The 19,631-nt window shown below is 38.4% G+C and carries 19 protein-coding genes; 16 read left to right on the forward strand and 3 right to left on the reverse strand.

Annotated features, from left to right (window positions below):
- Position 1 precedes the first annotated feature (1 nt).
- Positions 2-1,381, reverse strand: a complete 1,380-nt coding sequence (dnaA, locus tag PULV_RS13755) for a chromosomal replication initiator protein DnaA (RefSeq protein ID WP_086745851.1) — start codon at positions 1,379-1,381, stop codon at positions 2-4.
- A gap of 506 nt (positions 1,382-1,887) precedes the next feature.
- On the opposite strand from dnaA, the gene rpmH reads away from it, so the two are divergent.
- The 9 genes from rpmH (at position 1,888) to PULV_RS13800 (ending at position 10,768) form a co-directional block, all read left to right on the forward strand.
- Positions 1,888-2,022, forward strand: coding sequence for a 50S ribosomal protein L34 (gene rpmH, locus PULV_RS13760; protein ID WP_086745808.1), 135 nt, complete (start codon positions 1,888-1,890; stop codon positions 2,020-2,022).
- A gap of 4 nt (positions 2,023-2,026) precedes the next feature.
- Positions 2,027-2,434 (forward strand): ribonuclease P protein component, encoded by a 408-nt coding sequence (gene rnpA, locus PULV_RS13765; protein WP_086745807.1) that lies wholly within the window; start codon positions 2,027-2,029, stop codon positions 2,432-2,434.
- A 147-nt stretch (positions 2,435-2,581) separates the two neighbouring features.
- Complete coding sequence (gene yidD, locus PULV_RS13770; protein ID WP_193332013.1) at positions 2,582-2,848, forward strand: membrane protein insertion efficiency factor YidD; 267 nt, start codon at positions 2,582-2,584, stop codon at positions 2,846-2,848.
- An 8-nt stretch (positions 2,849-2,856) separates the two neighbouring features.
- Entirely contained in the window at positions 2,857-4,494 is a 1,638-nt protein-coding gene (gene yidC / locus PULV_RS13775) for a membrane protein insertase YidC (protein ID WP_086745805.1), read from the forward strand.
- A 122-nt stretch (positions 4,495-4,616) separates the two neighbouring features.
- Entirely contained in the window at positions 4,617-5,981 is a 1,365-nt protein-coding gene (mnmE, locus tag PULV_RS13780; RefSeq protein ID WP_193332014.1) for a tRNA uridine-5-carboxymethylaminomethyl(34) synthesis GTPase MnmE, read from the forward strand.
- A 176-nt stretch (positions 5,982-6,157) separates the two neighbouring features.
- Positions 6,158-7,291, forward strand: coding sequence for a site-specific integrase (locus tag PULV_RS13785; protein WP_193332015.1), 1,134 nt, complete (start codon positions 6,158-6,160; stop codon positions 7,289-7,291).
- Between the two features lie 387 nt (positions 7,292-7,678).
- Entirely contained in the window at positions 7,679-8,596 is a 918-nt protein-coding gene (locus PULV_RS13790; protein WP_193332016.1) for a hypothetical protein, read from the forward strand.
- Positions 8,593-9,279 carry a hypothetical protein gene (locus PULV_RS13795; RefSeq protein ID WP_193332017.1) on the forward strand — a complete coding sequence of 229 codons (687 nt, stop codon included), beginning with the start codon at positions 8,593-8,595 and terminating at the stop codon, positions 9,277-9,279. The genes PULV_RS13790 and PULV_RS13795 overlap by 4 nt, the downstream gene beginning before the upstream one ends.
- Before the next feature lie 622 nt (positions 9,280-9,901).
- Positions 9,902-10,768 carry a phage integrase N-terminal domain-containing protein gene (locus PULV_RS13800; RefSeq protein WP_193332018.1) on the forward strand — a complete coding sequence of 289 codons (867 nt, stop codon included), beginning with the start codon at positions 9,902-9,904 and terminating at the stop codon, positions 10,766-10,768.
- A 78-nt stretch (positions 10,769-10,846) separates the two neighbouring features.
- On the opposite strand, the gene PULV_RS13805 is transcribed toward PULV_RS13800, so the two are convergent.
- Positions 10,847-11,482: a hypothetical protein gene (locus PULV_RS13805; RefSeq protein ID WP_193332019.1), complete on the reverse strand. Its 636-nt coding sequence runs from the start codon at positions 11,480-11,482 to the stop codon at positions 10,847-10,849.
- A 300-nt stretch (positions 11,483-11,782) separates the two neighbouring features.
- On the opposite strand from PULV_RS13805, the gene PULV_RS13810 reads away from it, so the two are divergent.
- From PULV_RS13810 to PULV_RS13830, 5 genes are all read left to right on the forward strand, one after another.
- Complete coding sequence (locus PULV_RS13810) at positions 11,783-11,983, forward strand: hypothetical protein (protein ID WP_193332020.1); 201 nt, start codon at positions 11,783-11,785, stop codon at positions 11,981-11,983.
- 32 nt (positions 11,984-12,015) lie between these two features.
- Entirely contained in the window at positions 12,016-12,375 is a 360-nt protein-coding gene (locus tag PULV_RS13815) for a hypothetical protein (protein ID WP_193332021.1), read from the forward strand.
- A gap of 465 nt (positions 12,376-12,840) precedes the next feature.
- Positions 12,841-14,532, forward strand: coding sequence for a DUF927 domain-containing protein (locus tag PULV_RS13820; protein WP_193332022.1), 1,692 nt, complete (start codon positions 12,841-12,843; stop codon positions 14,530-14,532).
- A gap of 64 nt (positions 14,533-14,596) precedes the next feature.
- A complete protein-coding gene (locus PULV_RS13825; protein ID WP_193332023.1) occupies positions 14,597-14,929 on the forward strand; it encodes an excisionase family DNA-binding protein in 333 nt (110 codons plus the stop codon).
- Positions 14,930-15,201: 272 nt separating this feature from the next.
- A complete protein-coding gene (locus tag PULV_RS13830; RefSeq protein ID WP_193332024.1) occupies positions 15,202-15,996 on the forward strand; it encodes an isocitrate lyase/PEP mutase family protein in 795 nt (264 codons plus the stop codon).
- Positions 15,997-16,024: 28 nt separating this feature from the next.
- Here the strand turns inward: PULV_RS13830 and PULV_RS13835 are convergent, their stop codons facing one another.
- Positions 16,025-16,285: a hypothetical protein gene (locus tag PULV_RS13835; protein ID WP_193332025.1), complete on the reverse strand. Its 261-nt coding sequence runs from the start codon at positions 16,283-16,285 to the stop codon at positions 16,025-16,027.
- A gap of 575 nt (positions 16,286-16,860) precedes the next feature.
- Here PULV_RS13835 and PULV_RS13840 point away from each other — a divergent pair.
- Both PULV_RS13840 and mnmG read left to right on the forward strand, forming a co-directional pair.
- Positions 16,861-17,301 carry a flavodoxin domain-containing protein gene (locus PULV_RS13840; protein WP_086745801.1) on the forward strand — a complete coding sequence of 147 codons (441 nt, stop codon included), beginning with the start codon at positions 16,861-16,863 and terminating at the stop codon, positions 17,299-17,301.
- A 429-nt stretch (positions 17,302-17,730) separates the two neighbouring features.
- The gene (gene mnmG / locus PULV_RS13845) at positions 17,731-19,620 is read left to right on the forward strand and encodes a tRNA uridine-5-carboxymethylaminomethyl(34) synthesis enzyme MnmG (protein WP_086745800.1); all 1,890 of its coding nucleotides are present in this window, start codon (positions 17,731-17,733) and stop codon (positions 19,618-19,620) included.
- Positions 19,621-19,631 lie beyond the last annotated feature (11 nt).

Here is a 19,631-nt window from a genome sequence, read left to right on the forward strand (position 1 = left end):
CCTAAGATGAGAGTGTACGTATTAGGTTTTGATAATCTTCTTTAATTTCGTGCGTTTCTTCACGTAATGACTTTATTTTACGACACGCATGCAGAACCGTTGTGTGATCTCGCCCACCAAATGCATCCCCAATTTCAGGGAGACTGTGATTAGTCAGTTCTTTTGATAAAGCCATTGCCACTTGACGAGGCCTTGCGACAGAGCGACTGCGGCGCTTTGAAAGTAGATCTGAAACACGGATCCGGTAATACTCAGCAACAGTACGTTGAATATTATCAATCGTTACTAATTTGTCTTGTAATGCTAATAAGTCGCGCAGCGCTTCTTTGACAAAATCAATTGTGATAGGACGACCAGTGAAGTTGGCATTCGCTATCACCCTATTAAGTGCACCTTCTAGCTCTCTTACATTTGAACGCAATCTTTTTGCAATAAAAAAGGCGACTTCTTCGGGTAATTTAATTTTACTCTGCTGCGCCTTTTTCATCAAAATAGCGACTCGCGTTTCTAATTCAGGTGGCTCGATCGCGATCGTTAATCCCCAACCAAATCGCGATTTAAGGCGATCTTCGACCCCTTCGATCTCTTTAGGGTAACGATCTGATGTCAAAATGATCTGCTGATTACCTTCAAGCAATGCATTAAAGGTATGGAAAAATTCTTCTTGAGAACGTTCTTTGTTTGCAAAAAACTGAATGTCATCAATCAATAAGGCATCAACACTTCGGTAATAACGCTTAAACTCTTCTATCGCATTGTTTTGTAGCGCACGCACCATATCTTGTACAAAGCGCTCTGAATGCATATAAGCTATTTTGGCATTGGGCTTGTTAGCCAAAATACCATTACCAACAGCATGTAATAAATGCGTCTTACCTAAACCTGTCCCGCCATAGATAAAAACAGGGTTAAAAGCAGTACCTGGGTTATCAGACACTTGAGAGGCGGCCGCTTTAGCAAGTTGATTCGATTTACCTTCAACAAAGCTATCGAATGTATAAGTTTCTTTGATATTTGATTTATGTATATTTTTGACTGCAGGCTCAACAACTTGAGGAGCGGTGACCTCGGCCCGTGTTTTATTACTGCTTACTGGAGCATCAACATTGGCCACAGGCGCAGGTTTATTTAAAACCGGTTTACTCCCAACATCAAAACGCAGGGTTGGCGTTTCATTCCCACAAATTTCGACCAATAATTCATTGATACGATTTAAATACTTTTCACGGACCCAATCGAGCACAAAACGATTCGGTGCATAAATAGTCAAGGTATCCTCGGTACTTTCCGCCTGAAGAGGACGAACCCACATACTAAATTGTTGTGAAGGTAGTTCATCTTGTAGGACATATAAACAACTTTGCCAAACCGACAGATACACAGTTAACTCCCAGTGATAAAACATTATTCCCGGTCATCTAAATAGACCAAAAATAGCGTGTGAGAACGCAATACAGCATGCCATTATGAATCGAGTTTATCCACAAGTTCAATATTGATTTTTTTTTAATTTGTGATCTGAGCGACAAAACAACCTAACCCACTGTTTTTTATATTTATATATTTTCTATCTTGATCAAGATACATTCGCGATAAAGCGATAGATCTAGCAAAAAAAACGCGATCAAATCTACTTTTCCAGAGCTTATGATCAACTTATGCCAAAAGATTGTGGAAAACTTTGTTAATAGAAAGGATCGTTTTGATCCTAACAGAAAGCACCACTCTATATATAAGCAATAAAAAGTATCAATTAAGCGTGAAAGGCAGGCATTTATTGTTGACTTTAATAGGTCATATCTATAACATCTCGCGCTCGCAATGGCACCTGTGCCAGGATCGCGACCTGCATAGGATGTTTTTACTTTAACCGATCGGAGAAATGTTATGAAAAGAACTTTTCAACCAAGCGTACTTAAGCGCAAACGTAGTCACGGTTTCCGTGCTCGCATGGCAACTACAAACGGCCGCAAATTAATTGCTCGTCGTCGTGCAAAAGGCCGTAAAGTACTTTCTGCTTAATATAGTGGAAAGCTTTGGCTTTGGCAGGGAGTTACGTCTGTTAACTCCCTCGCATTATTCAAGAATCTTCAATGAGCCTGTTCGGGCTGCCACTGAAAACTTCACCCTGCTTGCAAAACCTAATCAAGAAAACACACCACGTTTAGGTCTAACCGTTGCAAAAAAACGCGTTAAACAAGCTAACCAACGTAATCGCATTAAACGACTAGCTCGCGAAAGTTTTCGTTTAAGCCAACATAAGCTCGACAATATAGACATTGTTTTAATGGTTAAAGATGGCTGTGATAAACAAGACAATGCTTTATTAACTAAACAGCTTAATAAACTTTGGTTAAAGCTTAATGAGCGTTGTAAACCTGGCGCACCTAAGCCTCCACCGTTTAAAAAACGCCCACGTAAGCCCACTAAATAAAACAAACTATTGCGATAGCGATAGAATTAGTAAGGCATTTAGGGTATCTTTAGCTCACCTTTTAATCATGCCGTTTTGCCTGATGCAAAACATACAAATGTATTTGTTTTACACTTGTACACTAAGGCTATTGTGTAGGCATTAACCATGTATCAAATTACAAAAATACCCAAAATGATATTCTTGTTTTTGATTCGCGGTTATCAGAAGTGGATTAGTCCATTACTCGGCCCACATTGTCGCTTTAATCCAACTTGCTCAAGTTACGCCATTGAAGCTATTACTTATCATGGTTTAATTAAAGGCAGTTGGTTATCGTTAAAACGCATATTGAAATGTCATCCTTTGCATTCAGGTGGAGATGATCCTGTGCCTGGAACGAAAAATCCAATTAATCATAAATACGAGAAATAAGAGCTGTTATGGAATCTCAACGCACGTTTTTATTTATCGGCTTAATGCTAGTGTCATTTTTATTATTTCAGGAATGGAATAGTGATTATGGTCCTCAGCCTCAAGCCGTACAAAGTGCTTCAACACAAGTAAACGACGCCACTCAATCAACTGATGATACATTCATTCCATCATCGAGTGACTCTTCTGTACCGGGTCAAATTCAACGTCCAAGTCAATCTTATATTTCAGTGACGACTGATGTATTGACCGTTAAGTTAGATACTAAAGGTGGTGATATTGTAGAAGTAAATTTACTGCAATACCCAACAGAGCAACATGGTGAAGAACCATTTATGCTACTTGGTGAACTAACTGGAAATCAATACTATTCACAAAGTGGTTTAATTGGTATTGATGGCCCTGATGCTAGCCCTAATGGCCGTCCGATTTATAACACGACTCAACCAAGTTACACCTTAGCAGGTGATGAGCTTCGCGTTCCAATGACATATGTTGATGCAAAAGGCATCGAGTTCATTAAAACATATGTTTTTAAAGCGGGTAACTATGCGGTAGAAGTTGAATATACAATTAACAACAGCACGGCCAATAACGCGAATGTGCAGTTATTTAGCCAAATCAAACGCACAATTCAAGATAAAGGCAGCATGATTGATCAAAGCTACCTAGGTTTTGCATATGGTGCGTTTGAAAAGCCATACGAAAAATATTCTTTCTCTGATATCGAAGATAAAAATATCAGCATCGATACTGCTGGCGGATATGTTTCATTTATTCAACACTACTTTGTCAGTGCTTGGGTGCCTAAACAAGACGAACAAAACAATATTTATAGCCGTAAACTCTCTGACAACTCAGCCATTATGGGTGTAAAAGGACCGGTAACAACAATTGCAGCTGGCCAACAAGAGCATTTAAGCGCAACTTTTTATGTCGGTCCAAAAGATCAAGCAGCATTAAAAGCGTTACATGATGACTTAGACTTAACCGTTGATTACGGTTGGTTATTTTTTATCAGTCAGCCTCTTTTTGACTTGTTGAAATGGTTATATGCACTATTAGGCAACTGGGGTTTAGCCATTATTGCCATCACTATTATTGTGAAAACGCTTTTATATCCGCTAACCAAAGCGCAATACACCTCAATGGCAAAAATGCGTAACTTACAGCCAAAAATCATGGCGTTAAAAGAAAAGCATGGCGATGACAAACAAAAGTTTGGTCAAGCGATGATGGAAATGTACCGCAAAGAAAAAGTAAACCCTATGGGTGGCTGTTTCCCTCTGTTATTACAAATGCCTATTTTCTTAGCTTTATTCTACGTATTCCTCGAATCAGTAGAGCTTCGCCACGCTGAGTTTGGTTTGTGGTTAATGGATTTATCAGCAAAAGACCCATACTACATTTTACCAATTCTATTTGGTGCGAGTATGTTCTTAACGCAAAAACTTCAGCCAATGACTGTCACGGATCCGATGCAGCAAAAAATGATGACGTATATGCCTGTTATCTTTTCTGTTTTCTTCCTATGGTTCCCATCTGGTCTAGTTCTTTACTGGCTAGTATCAAACCTTATCTCTATCGCTCAGATGCTTATCATCTACCGCGGAATGGAGAAAAAAGGAATAAAAGTGAGAGGTTAACGACTCTCTCATTGAAAAGGCGGCGATTATGTCGCCTTTTTTTATGCCTATAGAGTGACTTAATAGCAGCGCCAAATGCTTTGTTATACAATAAAAGCCATGTCCTTCTTTGAAATAACATCATGATCAATCAAGAAACAATAGCAGCACAAGCAACCGCCCCAGGCCGAGGTGGCGTGGGAATTATTCGCGTCTCAGGTAAATTAGCACGCTCTGTCGCAGAGCAACTACTCGGCAAATGCCCAAAAACTCGTTATGCCGAATATGTCCCGTTCAAAGCATTGTCGGGCGAGGAGCTAGATCAAGGCATCGCATTGTTTTTTGAAGGCCCAAACTCATTTACTGGTGAAGATGTGCTAGAGCTACAAGGTCATGGAGGCCCTATTGTTCTGGACATGTTGCTCAAAGAAATTTGTAAAATAAGTGACGTACGATTAGCCAAACCAGGTGAGTTTAGCGAACGCGCATTTATGAACGATAAACTCGATTTAACGCAAGCAGAAGCCATTGCTGACTTAATCAATGCAACCTCAGAACAAGCAGCAAAAAGCGCGCTACATTCACTACAAGGCGAATTTTCTAAACATATTGATACGCTCGTTGAACAAGTGATTCATCTGCGTATGTATGTCGAAGCTGCTATTGATTTTCCAGATGAAGAAATCGATTTTCTTTCAGATGGAAAAGTATCTGGTGATTTAAATACCATCATCACACAACTGACTGAAGTCACTAACCAAGCAAAACAAGGCAGCATTATTCGCGAAGGTATGAGAGTGGTGATTGCAGGACGACCCAATGCCGGTAAATCCAGTTTACTCAATGCGCTAGCTGGACGTGATGCAGCGATTGTCACTGACATAGCAGGCACCACTCGTGATGTTCTTAGAGAGCATATTCACATCGATGGTATGCCACTTCATATCATCGATACTGCAGGGCTGCGAGATAGCCCTGATGTGGTAGAACAAATAGGAATTGAACGTGCGTGGGATGAAATAAAACAAGCTGATCGCGTGCTGTTTATGCTTGATGGCACAGAAAGTCATGAAACCGATCCTGCGACAATATGGCCTGAGTTTGTTGATAAACTACCTGATAATTTAGGGATTACGGTGATCAGGAATAAAATTGATTTATCAGGTGAGCAAGTCGGTATTCAACAACAGCATCATCACCCTGTCATCAGTTTAAGCGCGAAAAACAACCAAGGTATCGAACTTGTCAAAGAACACCTTAAAGAGTGTATGGGTTACCAAGGTGCAACAGAGGGCGGTTTTATGGCAAGGCGTCGACATTTAGAGGCACTCAATAAAGCTGCCCACCATCTTCATACAGGTCGAGATCAACTAGAAATGCACATTGCAGGAGAAATTTTAGCGGAAGAATTACGCCTAACACAGCAATACCTTAATGAAATTACTGGTGAATTTAGCTCTGATGATTTATTAGGTAAGATATTTAGCTCGTTCTGTATCGGTAAATAACAAGGTAAACTAAAGGAAACAAACATCCAACTTAAGTTAAAAAACCTAATTTATTCATACGTTTAATAACTTTCTTATCTTTCAATAGTTTCCTTTAGTTTCATAATATGGGTCTTGAACGGCCCACCTACTTCTTTGATGTGGGCCACTATTGGTCCACCAAAGAGGAAGTTATTATGAAACTAACCATCGAGAAAAAATCACCTGATAGCACAGGCCGCCAACAACTACTGTTAACCAGAAATTATGGTTCTTACCTAAACGAAAACGGCAAACGAGTTAAACGCCGTAAAAGACAATCAATGGACTTGTTCATTTATGCCAACCCTAAAGACAAGTTCCAACGTGACCACAATAAAAAGACCTTAGATATTTCTGAAAAGATAAGAGCGCAAGCGATTGTCGATTTAGCTAACAACAAGCATCACTTTGAAGACTCAGAAAAACAGCAAGAAAGCTTTTATAGCTACATGCAGCAAATAATTAATGACAAAGAGCACACTGATAGCCCATCAAACGTATCGCTATGGGAATCATCGTTAATGCATCTAAAGAGATATTGTGAGGGTAACCCTTTATCCTTTGCTGACTTCGATGCTGATGTATTACTTGGGTTCAGAACATACCTAATAAAACATGCACGCACAAAATCAGATAAGCTACTTTCTTCAAATACTACATCATGCTATTTCAATAAAGTGAGAGCGGCTTTAAACAAAGCATTTCACGAAGGCATTATTCGTCGAAATCCTGTAAACGAAGTAAAAAGCATCAAGATAGAACAAAACCCTCGTAATTACTTAGAAGAGGAAGAAGTAACTGCACTTTATAAAACAGAGTGCCGGTATGATGTACTGAAGCGAGCATTTTTATTCGGATGCCTCACAGGTATGCGCTGGTGCGATATTCAAAAGCTAACGTGGGGCAAACTCACAATGATCGATCCACGAGCAACTTTTCAGCACATTAAAACTAAGCAGCTTCAATACCTCCACCTCCCATCTGATGCCACCATGCTATTAGGTACGCCAGGAGAAGACCATGAGCGTGTTTTTAAGGGCTTAAAGTACTCGACCTATACAAATGTTGCACTAACACAATGGATGCTCAGAGCGGGGATTACAAAGCACATTACCTTTCACTGTGCGAGGCACACATTTGCTGTGCGTATGCTAACTAATGATGTCGATATTTATACTGTTTCAAAATTGCTTGGTCATTCAGAGTTAAAAACGACACAAATCTATACAGACATCATAGATCGCAAGCGAAAAGAGGCGATGACCACCCTACCTAGTCTATTTCAATAAAGGATATTAAGTTGGGAAATATGGGAAGCTGGGAAAATGCAATAAAAACAAATAAATACAAACTTATTTACCTTCCCTCTTTCCCGCTTTTATTTGAAAAGCCAGTTGTATCCAGGAGGTATGAAGAAAGCGTCGAGTGCTTGCCACTCAGAGCGCCACATACCTCTTGGATAACCTTCACTACGCAGAGAAAAGCCAGTCAAGCTAGAAATCGCCCGCAGGGTTGCGAAGCAAGGGGGCCCCGCTTGCGGGGTTCCGATTTATTGCTTTACAGGGTTTGAAAGGAGTGGTTTTGCTTTATCAATTTTATTAATACTTTGTTTTAATTGATTATCATATTTTTATATGGATAATTATTTACTAATTATTATCATGGATAGACATTTGATGACCGAAAGTGAAATTATAGATCAAGCAAAACAGTTACTCGGTGAAAACGAAGCAAAGTATCTTAAAAATAAATTAAGTGGTGGCAAAAGCAACGAAAAAGGGAGCCGCTACGAATCAAACTTTGCGGTATTTAAACTATCAGAGTCTATTCACGAAATACTAGATAACCAAGCTTCACAGCAAATTTTATTCGGTAGCCAAGTTCCTAACTTTGTTGATGATTTTGTCATTCACAACACAACATTGAATCAGAAGCAAAGCTTTCAATTAAAAAATAGTTCAAACATATCTTGGACAACAGGGAAACATCCTATTGCAATAGACTTTCATTTTCATTTTCGCTTGGATGAAAAAAACGGAATTACTAATCCGCAAACAATTTTAACATTAAGTTGCGAGGATACTTTTAACAGCTTAAACAATGAAATTCCAGAAAATATAAGAACCCATACACATTGTGTTCTTTTTAAAGACATTGATAATATTAATACTGCATTATTAGAGCAACACGAACTTAGAGAAGCACTTTCTAACATAAGTATCTCAGACGAAATAGATAAATTAACTCATCTCCATACGGTAGTAAAAGGTGTATGGGAAAACTACAAAGGGACTTACTGCGACGTCCACGACTTTTTAGATGAGGTTAGAGCAATCAAGCCTGAATTTTTACGTTCATTTAATAAGCAAATTATGCTAGACTCGCGCGCAGTTGAAATCCTGAATAATATAACTGGGTTTTCGTACCAAACACTTGATAATAAATTGACTTACGTCTATTCTTCTGATAAGGGTAGATTAGAGGGATTTGTAGGTATTGACGGTGAGGATGCATTAAGTTCATTCAACCAGGTAATTTTAGAATCAAATCCTACTAATTTTATGGAACTATACTCATTGGGGATACTAGAATGAAAAATAGAATGTATAAAATTAATACATGCCCTGATGCAGTATCAAACTTAGAGGGCTTGCTTGCTCATGATGTGACTACATCAAAGTACCAAGAGTTGATGTATTTACTCGGCAATAGCTTAGGTGAAAATCTCGCCCCTCGGTTAAAGAGCTCGAATTCATACTGTGTAGCTTCAACCGCTGAAGATGCAGATTTTTTGTCTAAAGGTCTAATTGATAATCTATTAGGTAAAGTTTCGGACATAAAACTAGCTTGTTTCTGGAACCATCACAGCACTCCTGTAAAGGGTTCACCAAGTACTGCGCCGATAATTAAAAAGTTCATCGAGTCTGGTGCGGAAAAATCTGATAATCTGATAGTTGTAAAGTCTATCATTTCTGGTTCATGTGTTGTGAAGACCAACTTGACAGCTTTAATTGAATCTATGCAGCCAAAAACAATTTTTGTTGTTGCGCCAGTTATTCATAAAGATGCTGAGAGAAAGCTTAAACTTGAATTTCCTGATGAAATTTCTGCAAAGTTTATTTTTGAATATTTCGCTAAAGACGAAATCAGGGATAGCTCAACTAATGAGGTTGTTCCTGGTATTGGTGGTAATGTTTATGAACACTTAGGCTTTACCTCTCAAGAAATAAAAAATAAACACACTCCCAAAATAGTGACCGAAAGACTATTTGCTTAAATTTAAGAGCATCATATTTTGTGATGCTCTTTTTACAGTTATTCATCGTAATATCTGATTAAAAATTCATACTTCCCATTCAATTAACTACATTTTACTGTTTGAGTCGTCCCTACTCGAAAGAGGTAGGGACGACTCGCAGAGTCGCCCGTCGAGGCCACTGCTCATGATGCCTCGACACCCAATCCGCCTTGAAAAATTGCAGGGCCAGAAGAGGGATGGAGATTTGAGCGCGTCAAAAAGATGTTGCAATCTCTGATCGCTGTGATAATTTTAATTATGAACTAGCTCGAAATGAGCACAAAGAAAAAGGGCGTATTCACTGCCCGCAACACGTTCCTGAGGAGCTGCACTCGCAGCATTATGGGTCATACGACCAACCCCCTATAAACAACACAAATATAAACCACAGTAGTTCGCGCTGTATTTCAACAGAAATCACACGGCTCAGCTTTGTTGCTTTAGACCAGTTAGCCTTTATGTCTTATGACAATATGCTCGGTTACGCACCGTTCATATGGCTTTAAAACTTACCTATTTTGGCGTTTCGCCCCCTGGTCTTTGGTTTGGTGTTTTTCTCAATACTTTCAAAATTACTTTTTAAATTTATGAGGAACATGAAATGAGCCAATTAGGATATCGACTTCACCAAATGGTGAACGACACACACCGCGAAAGCAGCTTTAGCACCCGAGCTACACGAAGCAACGTTTTAAACCTTGCAGCAGCACAGCTACTTAGCCATGGTTATAGATTAAAAGACCCGTCCGGCCTTAAAACCAAACATATCAATCACCTTGTAACGCGTTGGCAAGATGAAGGTTTAGCACCAAAAACAATAAAAAACAGAATGGCCGCACTGCGTTGGATTGCCGTAAAAATAGGTAAACCTAATATCTGTTCACGTAGCAATGATGATTACGGCATTCCAAAAGTTCGCAACAACCCCATTGGCAAGTCAAAAACGTTAGACATGGATAAGCATGCCAAGATCAAGAGTGAATTAATCAAGCTTTCCCTGCGTTTGCAGCAAGAATTTGGGCTTAGAAAAGAGGAGTGTATGAAATTTAGCTTATCCTATGCTTTGATAAACGCTAACACTCTGCAAATAAAAGGCTCATGGGCTAAGGGTGGCAAATACCGCAAAATTCCGATCTTAAAAGAATCTCAACGACAGCTCATTCGTGATATTGCTGCCGTTACCAAAGGCGCACTTATCGAACCTGACAAGAACTATAAGTCACAAATGGAACAGTACGACCGCGAAACAATTCGAGTTGGATTAAATAAAAATCACGGATTGCGTCACCATTACGCAAGGGAGCGTTATTTAGAGCTTACAGATTGGAAATGCCCTGCCGACGGTGGCCCGCATAGAAGAGAGCTGTCGCCAACCAATTATGAGCACGATACCAAAGTCCGTGAGCAAATTAGCCAAGAGTTAGGTCATGAACGTTTGAAGATAACCTATGCATACCTGGGTAGCTAGCGATTTGGCATGCCAAATCGCTCAATCATTGTCTTAGCTGTATTTTAAGATTAGCCATAATTTTCAGGCTTCTATTAATCAGCTAAATTTTTTAAATTTATTGTTTAGTATCGAAATCACTAATATGGTGAAATAGCCGATAAATATAAGTGCTACAATAGATGCTATTACTTTAAAGAAAGTAACAAACCCCGAGGTTCTTTCTATCTCTAATGGCTTTTGCTGACCATAGTCAAATAATGCATTTGAGTATAAATTTGATCCCGTAACTAATATGGAATCAAAAACTGGATGCGATATTAGGCAATAGATGTAAAAGCTATCACTGCCTAAAATTTCTTCGACAGAAATATTGATTATGCTATTTTTTAACTCTTTTTCTTCAAAAAACTTATTTTCAGGCAGCGTTTCGCATTTTGAAACTGATGACTCTCCAAAGTTAATTTTTATATTCACGTCTTTAGCGGTGATTTGAGAGTAGTTAATAACCTCGACAAAAAACGCTGAATCAATAGATGTATTCACAGGAGGCACATAGGCGTTTGATATTGCAAGTCTTGCAGCGTCATTAGGTTTTTCTAACTTACCAGTAACATTTACTTCTTTATTTTCAGCAGCCTTGCCATCTAGATGAACATACAAAGCAATACTACCAGTTATAAATGCTGCTATCACAGCTCCCCAAAAAGTATATTTAGCGGTTTTAGATTCCATGTCGCTTTGTTTTCCTTATATTTTTATAGCTAATGAACAAGATACTATAAATTAGCATATTTCCTATGTTTAGTTTCTTCGTCCCCACACTATTAGTACAAAACTGAGTAAGTTTAAATTGATATAAAAAATAAGCTGTTTTTATGAAAAACATAAATAACCAATTGAAATATCAATGAATTATTTATTCCACTTTACACTGTGAGACATATCTTATTGATTTACTTCCCCTATTCAACTTAACTAAAAGTAAGCTCAATTATCGTTCGAATTAGGCATGCCTAATTTTAGGAGTCTCGTATGTGGAAAAAAGCGTTAAAAGTAACAGGGTTGGTGGCACTAGGTGTTGCTGATGTTTTGCTATCAGTTTCTGAAGAAAATGACCAGCTAGATGAATTGGATGATGGTATGGGTAACATTATTGCCGATGGTGAAGAGATGACTCGCGCAGAAGCTGAAGACGTTCAAGCTCGTGGCGAGCTCTACGATACCTATCTGTAAATTAGGCATGCCTAATTTTAAAAGGGGAAATAATGACAAATAAAGAGCTTTGGCCATTTAAGCCTGTATATGATGAGCTGAAGATCCGCTTAGCAGGTATCGAGGATGAGTGTGAACCATTAGGTTTAGAGCTTAATCTTCGCAATGAAACGGAAGAAGAGATGTTTATTGCTTTAACCACACAAAAAGCGTTTGCATTTAATGTAATGAATGAGCATGACGATATTTGGGATATTCGACTGGAGTCCTTTTCCGCATTTAAAAATCGTAGCGCTCAGATTTTCTTTCCTTTCACAGGCCTTAATCCAACTAAACGGTTGAAAATTAGTAACTGGATTTTAGAGCTTTGCAATTGGGAAGGTAATATCTATTTAGGTAATACAAGACATTAAGGTGTACTTATGACTGATTATGAATGGTTTCAAATGTGGGTATTAATGGTACTGGCTATTCGTGCGACTCGCCACTACGACAAATTGAAGCATGATTTATTTGAAGCAATTAAAGAGGGGAAAATATAGCTATGGCTCCTTTACTAACAGGATGTGCCCTAATTCTAGCGACGGTGATATTTTTTGCTGTTCTATTCCATTTAAATCGAAAAACCCTCAATTAACTCGAACTGATATCCAATCTTTCAAGCAAAAAATTAGGCATGCCTAATTTTTTACGTTCAAAAGCAGCATTTTCATACCAAATTCGGGAAAAATTACCTCTTGACTTTTCCGGAAGCCTTATTTTTAAAGGCCAGAAAAACCCACTGAAACTCCCCCTAGTTTCTCTCAGCATTCTATGAAATTTCCTGCTCAAATAACTCCAAACGAAACTAAAAGAAATCAAAGTAAAGGAGCTTTATTATGTTTGAGCTTAGAGATAAGGGTTTATTTTACACCCCAACAGCCGACTCAGAACCAAGGTTCTTGTGTGGCCCAATTCAAGTACTTGGCATTTCAAGAGGAGGTAACAGTACTCGAGACTACGGCTTGCTTGTTGAGTGGAAAAATTTAGACGGTATTTGCATACGTAAGCTGATACCACGACGCCACATAATTAATGATCAAGGTAAGGTGTTAAAAGAATTGCTTGTGGATACAGGGCTTGCACTATCAAGCCGTAAAGGTATTTGGGACCCAATAACTTCCTACCTTATTCAAGCAAGGCCAGAGAAACGATATAAAAGCTCGACTCAAACAGGCTGGCTTAATAATAGCTTTGTTACACCCAGTTGGTCCGTAAGTAATGGAGCAGAGCAAGTTATTTACTCAGGCACAAAAGAAGCTGATTTTTTAAGTTCCGCAGGTACATTATCTAGTTGGCAAAAAGAGGTTGGTAGTCTCTGTATAAATAATCTATTGCTTGCATTTACTGTTTGCACAGGCTTATGTGCCCCACTACTTCACTGGTTAAATTGGCCCAGTTGTGGTGTTCACTTATTTGGTAAGTCCAAAGTATCTAAAACAACGATCTTAATCATGGCAGCAAGCTTGTACTCAGGTACTGACTTCTATTATGCATGGAGAAGCACTGCTAATGGGTTAGAAGCAATAGCGGTAGAACACAATAACTTACTGCTTTGCTTAGATGAACTGCATCAGGTAGACCCTGAGGTCGTCGATCAGTCCATTTATACAATAGCTAATGGAATGTCAAAATCACGCAGTAATAAAGATGGCTCCCAAAGCCAGCGAAAAAAGTGGCGACTTATCTTTTTAAGTACCGGTGAGATGGGACTTGAAGAAAAACTTTCATCAATACATAAAGGCGTAAAAGCAGGTCAAGAAATCCGCTTTTTAGAAGTACCAGCCCAAAGACAACACGGTGCTTATGACGATCTTTATGGTCATAACAACATGAATGACTTTTCTGAATCTATTTGGAAAGCCGTTAACGAAAATCACGGCACTGTTATGCCACAATGGGTTGAGTACTTAAGCACTATTGATGATCTCCCTACTCTTTTAAATCGCAATATCAAAGCGATGTTAACCCATTGGGAAATAACAAAAGAAAATAATGGCAATCAGGTTATTGAAGCAGCAAAAAGATTTGCGTTACATGGTGTGAGTGGTGAATTGGCTGCTTCAGCTGGGCTTATGCCTTGGCCTAAAGGCCTTGCTGAAAAAAGCGCAAAAGAAGCTTTTGATGCTTGGCTCGAAATACGTGGCTCTTCTAGTGATTCAGAAGATGACAAGTTGATAAAACAATTACCAGCTGCATTAAAACTTTGGCGACGAAAATTATTACCTGAAGGTAAGTTTTTGGGTGATAACTTCGGCTACGCGATAGAAAAAGATGGCCAGATTGCTTGGTTCATAACTCGTGATGCATTTATGAAAGGATTAAAGGTTAGTTATAAAGCTGATATTTCTCATACGATTAAACTAATGTGTAAAAATCATTGGTTGGAAAGTCGTGAAGGTCGAGGAACATTCAAGAAAGTAATCGCAGGTGGGCCACCTGGAGGTCGCTACTTTAAGGTGCTACCACAACAAATTGTGGCTGATTTAGCTTTAGATGAGACACTTTCCCAAGTTTATTTCCCAACTTAAAGTGATGAATTAATTTGATTTTCCCAATATTCCCGTTTTCCCAAGAAATTTTAGAGAGTAGACCATGAACGTGAGCAATAATGACAGACCAAGTAATGTTGAAAAGATGACTTTACTAGAAAAAGTACAGATAAAAAGCTATCTAAGTAATGTATCTAACCTTACCGTAGATGAATGCGTGATCTATACGGGGTTAGCTAAAAGCTACATTTATAAACTTACTCACGCAGGGATCATTCCTCATTCAAAACCCAATGGGAGAAGAATCATTTTTAATCGATTAGAACTAGATGACTGGCTGTTTAGTAATAAGGTTGAAAGTAGTGATGATCTGAGTGATTTCATCAAGCATTCAGCAAAAGCTCTTAACAGGAAAGCATCTATAAACTATCGATGATTAAACTTGGTGATCGGGCTTACTTTCCTTTAGTTTACTTGCAAGATATTTTCTAATGCGAAAGTGGGCCACCACAGACCCACTAACAAAAGATAAACCTACTGTTTTTATTGTAATTTTTACTTATTGTATCGGCAAGTAATAACCATCTCTATCAAGGCGCGTTAAGCGCCTGTTTCTTCATCCTCAAACACTTCCCTTCACTACCGTTAATGGCCAGCCGAATAAAACCCAACTCAGTATAGTGATTCTTTTTAAAACTGGATATGCAGATGAATCACTATACATTCTTTAAAAATCTACACTTAGGTGAAAAACCGTTTATTTTACCCAATGCTTGGGATCCTCTTTCAGCTATTATACTTGAACAAGTCGGATTTAAAGCATTAGGGACGACTAGCTGGGGAATGGCCAATGCACGAGGTCAAAACGATTCAGAACAGTGTGATTTTGAGACCTTTTTAGAACAAACTCGACGCATTATTAGTGCGGTAAAGCTACCAGTGACTGTTGATATAGAATCAGGATACAGCGATGATCATGCACAAATCTGTGAGCATGTATTACAAATAGCGCGCTTAGGAGCTGTTGGGATCAATATTGAAGACTCTTCTAAATGCAGTAACTCTTTGCGTTCAATGAAAGATCAAGCGGAAATTTTATCTAAATTAAAACATGTATTAAGAAATGAAGGCTACTCTGAATTCTTCATTAACGCTCGATCTGATGTGTTTTTAGTTGATGATTATTGTATTGATGATGCTTTAAGTCGTATCACAACCTATCAATTATCAGGAGCTGATGGGATCTTTCTTCCAGGTCTGAACGATGAAAAAGTGATAGAAAAAGTCATTCAATCTATCTCAATTCCTGTCAACTTAATGGCCCAAAAGTCATTAATTAATTATCAAAAAGCTGCATTGTTAGGCATAAATAGGCTTTCTATCGGTAATGGATTATCTGATGCTACCATCTCATTTATTCATCAAATAGCCAATTTAATGTATAAGGAAAACGATCTTACTGCATTATTTGATCATCCAGAAATGAGTTTACAGCTAATTTAATAAAACAATATAAACAAAAACCCAATGCTTATGGATTCATTTTGACATTAAAACGGGTGAATCCTAAGCGCTTAATTAGAGCTGCTAAGATATCTAATCGCCACTCTCTCATGGTATCGGTGCGACCATGGCGAACAACATAGCCAATTTTTGTTTGCGTATTAATGCCTAGTAAGTGATACTTATCGGGCGTTAATTGCGACTCTTGAATGAAAAGATCATCAATACCACGTGCTTCAACCAGCCGAATAAACTCCCCTTCCTTGATCCGATGAAAGATCACACTCATACAAAAACTCAAAATAAACACGACATTTGCTCATTATGTAGTATTGATAAAAATAATAAATGATTTTTTACGATTAGATTCGGGGATAAACCACTTAAAACAGCACAACCCCACTGCTTTAAACCTCAATATCATGATTATTTATCTTTTATCTATATCATTTAGATCTAAACCACTACTTATTAGATCTAAAAATAAGGCAGATTAGCCGATCCTAATGACAGGTAATGATCGGATCTATCCACAAGAATAATAGCGCGCTGTTATATGGGCTTTTTTATCAATAGAAAGCTCTATAATCACAGTAAAACCTAAGCTAAATAACATTCTCTATTGAGTTACACTCAAATTAATGACACTTTAATCAGATCTTTCCCCATCTTTATACACAAGTTGATCAATATCAGAAATCAAAAAATATAATAATAAAACCTATATAATCATAAACTTAAATATAAATAGCTATAAGTAGTACATATAATACACAAAACAAAGTTATTAATACTCACAGAAGACCTTCTGTTTAAAAGCTAAATTGTTTATGATCAGCTTATTAGCAAACAAGTTAGATAATAATGAAAACGATCCACATCATAGTTGGTAGTCAAATGGGATCGGCAGAGTACACAGCCGATCAGATCCACCAAGCCCTTAGTGCAGCAAATTTAACTAGCCAAATACATGAATTTCCTGAGCCAGAAGCGATCCCTACAGAAAATGCGATTTGGTTAATCTGTACATCTACACATGGTGCCGGTGACTTACCTGATAATATCCAAGCATTTGCAACTAGTTTAAGTGAAAGAGGATCTTTAGAAGGCTTGCAATATGGAGTCATAGGTTTAGGTGATCGTAGTTACGATACCTTTAACCATGCAGCTATAAAGCTAGATGAATTATTACAGCTTCAAGGTGCTAAACGAATTGGCCAAAGGCTAGAAATCAATGTACTTGATGAGTTATTACCTGAAGATGCAGCTTTAGCATGGTTACCTACTTGGTTAGAAGCGTTCTAACGGTAAAAAACAAAACGATCGTTTTATATAGCTTATCCACAATATATTCGATTTTTAGATCTGATTGTGTATAAACACTGATTATCCTGCATTTTTAACATGCACTATCCACTGGATAAAAAAATCACTCGATCGGCCTGTGCATAAAACAGCTATTTAAACAGAGCTTATGTAGCGGATGATCCGATCATATTAACAAGATAAGATCTAACTTAAACCTATGATCTAATATAGGAATTAGAACTTATCTACAGAAATGGCGATCACTAGTAGTAAGATCTAATAAGATCTCTCTAAAAGATCCTTTATTTTATATAAGATCTTTTCTTTAGATCCTGCGTAAAATTTAACCATTTCCCTTCTGTAAATTTATAGGTAGAATACGCTCCCTTTCGTAATTTGCTGACACTTTGTAATAGGATCTGATAGATGATTTTTCATGAACATTTCGATGTAATCGTAGTAGGTGGTGGACATGCAGGCACAGAAGCCGCATTAGCCTCCGCTCGAATGGGAATGAATACTCTGTTGCTTACTCACAACATGGATACACTTGGCCAAATGTCATGTAATCCAGCGATCGGTGGGATCGGTAAAGGCCATTTAGTTAAAGAAATTGACGCCTTAGGCGGCGCAATGGCCCAAGCAATAGACAAAGGTGGGATCCAATTTAGAACATTAAACTCTTCTAAAGGACCTGCAGTTCGTGCAACTCGTGCTCAAGCAGATCGCAAACTTTACAAAGAAGCGATACAGCAAACCTTACAAAACCAAGAAAACTTAAAGATCTTCCAACAATCATGTGATGATCTCGTTGTCGAAAACGATCGTGTTATTGGTGTCGTGACACAAATGGGATTGCGTTTCTCATCAGGTTCAGTGGTCCTAACCGTTGGTACTTTCTTAGGTGGTCAAATACATATTGGCATGGAGAATTTCAGTGGCGGTCGTGCAGGCGATCCACCATCGATCGCACTTGCTCATCGTTTACGCGAGTTACCGTTTAGAGTTGATCGTTTAAAAACAGGCACTCCTCCACGTATCGATGCTCGTACGGTTGATTTTACTAAAATGCAAACTCAGCCTGGTGATACACCCACGCCAGTATTTTCATTTATGGGTAAACAAAGTGATCACCCAACTCAGATCCCGTGTTACATCACCTATACCAATGAAAAAACACATGATGTTATTCGCAAAAATTTAGATCGTTCTCCTATGTATGCTGGTGTGATTGAAGGGATTGGCCCACGCTACTGCCCGTCTATCGAAGATAAGATCATGCGTTTTGCAGATAAAGATCGCCACCAAATTTTTGTTGAGCCAGAAGGACTCACCACTCATGAGTTATATCCAAATGGTATTTCAACTAGCTTGCCTTTTGATGTGCAATTGCAAATAGTGCAATCAATTGAAGGTTTTGAAAATGCTCATATTTGTCGCCCTGGTTATGCTATTGAATATGACTTCTTTGATCCAAGAGACTTAAAACAGTCATTGGAAACCAAGTTTATTGAAGGGTTATTCTTTGCAGGCCAAATAAATGGCACAACCGGTTATGAAGAAGCCGGTGCACAAGGCTTGATCGCTGGTATGAACGCAGCGTTAAAAGTGCAAGAAAAAGAAGCATGGACTCCACGAAGAGATGAAGCATACGTTGGAGTGTTAATTGATGACCTTGCAACTTTAGGCACAAAAGAACCATACCGAATGTTTACTAGCCGTGCTGAATATCGTTTATTACTTCGTGAAGATAACGCCGATCTTCGTCTAACTGCTAAGGGCCGAGAATTGGGCTTAGTCAATGATGAGCGCTGGGCTGCGTTTAACGAAAAATTAGAAGAGATAGAAAAAGAATCTCAACGCTTAAAGGAAGTGTGGATCCATAAAGATCATCCACAAATTGACGCCGTTAATAATTTATTAAAATCGCCATTATCCCGCGAAGCGAGTTTAGAAGATCTGATCCGTCGTCCTGAAGTAAGTTATGCTGAACTGACTAAGATCGAAGGTTTAAGCTCACAAAGTGATAATCAACAAGCACTTGAGCAAGTTGAAATTCAAATTAAATATGCTGGTTACATCAGTCGCCAGCAAGAAGAGATTGAAAAACAGCTTCGTCATGAACAAACGATTTTACCTGCCGATTACGATTACTCAACAGTGTCAGGTCTTTCTAATGAGGTTGTCGCTAAATTAACTGATGTTCGTCCGCAAACCATCGGACAAGCGTCGCGTATTTCTGGTATCACACCAGCCGCTATTTCGTTATTATTGGTGTATCTCAAGAAACAAGGCTTGATCCGCAAACTTGCATAACATAAATAGTT

Origin of the sequence: Pseudoalteromonas ulvae UL12, from assembly GCF_014925405.1 — a bacterium.
Classification (GTDB): domain Bacteria; phylum Pseudomonadota; class Gammaproteobacteria; order Enterobacterales; family Alteromonadaceae; genus Pseudoalteromonas; species Pseudoalteromonas ulvae.